This window comes from Pseudemcibacter sp. (assembly GCF_965661635.1).
Taxonomy (GTDB): Bacteria; Pseudomonadota; Alphaproteobacteria; order Sphingomonadales; family Emcibacteraceae; genus Pseudemcibacter.
On the sequence record NZ_CBFIEP010000090.1, the window covers coordinates 1 to 1,890 of the forward strand.

1 protein-coding gene and 1 pseudogene are annotated in these 1,890 nt (G+C 42.6%); one reads left to right on the forward strand and one right to left on the reverse strand.

Translation table 11 applies throughout. The features are described 5' to 3' along the window. On the forward strand, positions 1-1,443 hold a 1,443-nt coding region (locus ACTF6W_RS06405), incomplete at its 5' end, for an SEC-C metal-binding domain-containing protein (RefSeq protein ID WP_438993717.1). A 71-nt stretch (positions 1,444-1,514) separates the two neighbouring features. Here the strand turns inward: ACTF6W_RS06405 and ACTF6W_RS06410 are convergent. Beyond that, a pseudogene (locus ACTF6W_RS06410) lies at positions 1,515-1,890 on the reverse strand (acetyl-CoA carboxylase carboxyltransferase subunit alpha); the annotation flags it as partial.

A 1,890-nucleotide genomic window follows, 5' to 3' on the forward strand; every position in this document is an offset into this window, starting at 1 on the left:
GACCGTATTGAAGAATGTTATAAAACACGTCAGCCAATATTGGTCGGTACGGTCAGTATTGAAAAGTCAGAATATCTTGCGGATATGCTTAAGAAACGCAAAGTAAAGCATAACGTTTTGAATGCAAAATTCCATGAAGAAGAAGCATACATCGTCAGTCAAGCCGGTCGAGAAGGTGCCGTGACAATCGCAACCAATATGGCCGGTCGAGGAACCGATATTCAGCTTGGCGGCAATGTTGATATGAGGATTGAGCGTGAAATCACGGAAGAAGATGAGAAAAAACGACAAAAGCATATCGAGAAAATTGAAGCTGAAATAGACGAAGAAAAAAAGCGTGTCATTGAACTAGGTGGTTTATTCGTATTGGGCACAGAACGCCACGAAAGCCGAAGAATTGATAATCAGCTTCGCGGCCGTGCCGGTCGTCAAGGTGATCCGGGGTATTCACAGTTTTATTTAAGTATGGAAGACGATCTTATGCGCATCTTTGGTGGTGAGCGCATGGACGGGTGGATGCAAAAACTAGGCTTCGAAGAAGGGGAATCGCTTAAGCACCCTTGGCTTAATCGTGCCGTTGAAAAATCTCAAGAAAAAGTTGAAACGCGAAATTACGACATCCGGAAAAATCTTCTTAAATTCGATAACGTCATGAACGACCAGCGTAAAGCAATCTATGAGCAGCGCCGAGAGGTCATGAATGAAGAGAATTTGGAAGAAACCATTGCCGATATGAGAGAACATTTAATCGAAGATTTGATCAACAACCATATCCCACCGCGCAGCTATCCAGATGACTGGGATACAAAAGGGTTATCCATAGAATCAAAACGTATATTTACAACTGATTTTGGTTTAGATGAATGGGCAAAAGAAGAAGGAATAGAAAACGAAACATTTCATGACCGATACTTAGATGCCGCCGATCGTTTTATGGCATCACGTTCAGCTGATATCGGGCCCGATATAATGCGTCAATTAGAGCGCTCAATTTTGCTTCAATCAATTGATAGTCATTGGAAAGAACATCTTGCGCAACTGGACCATCTGCGTCAAGTTATCCAGCTGCGTGCTTATGGTCAGCGTAATCCACTCGATGAATATAAGACAGAATCATTTTCAATGTTCGAAAACATGCTTTCTACAACGCGCGATAATGTGGCCATGCTACTCGCCCATGTAGAATTAAGACGTGAAGACGACATTCCAGACCTTGCTGAGCCAGACCGTGGAAGCATGAGCGAAAACCACGCATCAAATGCACCCGCAAACACGGCAGATATAAAGGCATGGAAAAACACGCCTCGAAATGCCGATTGCCCGTGCGGCAGCGGTAAAAAGTATAAACATTGCCATGGTCAGGTTATGCCTAAAGTCGGCCGCAATGATGCTTGTCCTTGTGGAAGCGGAAAGAAATATAAGCACTGCCACGGTGCTTTATAAATTAATAAAATGAGCAAATAAAAAAGCGCTGAAGAATATTCAGCGCTTTTTCTTATTACTGCTGTGCTTTTTTATAAAGCAACATCACCCATATTAAGAAACTTTTCATTTCTTAATTCTTTAATTTTATCAGCACCCATGGCTAAAAGTTCCATCAAAGCATTATCTAAAGATTTCTCAACCGCCTTCATTGTTTTTTCATGATCCCGATGAGCACCGCCAATTGGCTCTGCGATGACTTCATCGACAACTTCGAGCTTATGTAAATCCTGAGCCGTAATTTTTAAGGCGTTTGCTGCATCTTCTGCTTTTTCATTGGTGCGCCACAAAATTGATGCGCAGCCTTCTGGTGAAATCACACTATAAACTGCATGTTCCATCATCAAAACCTTATTACCGACAGCAAGCGCCACCGCTCCGCCAGAACCTCCTTCACCAATAATAACA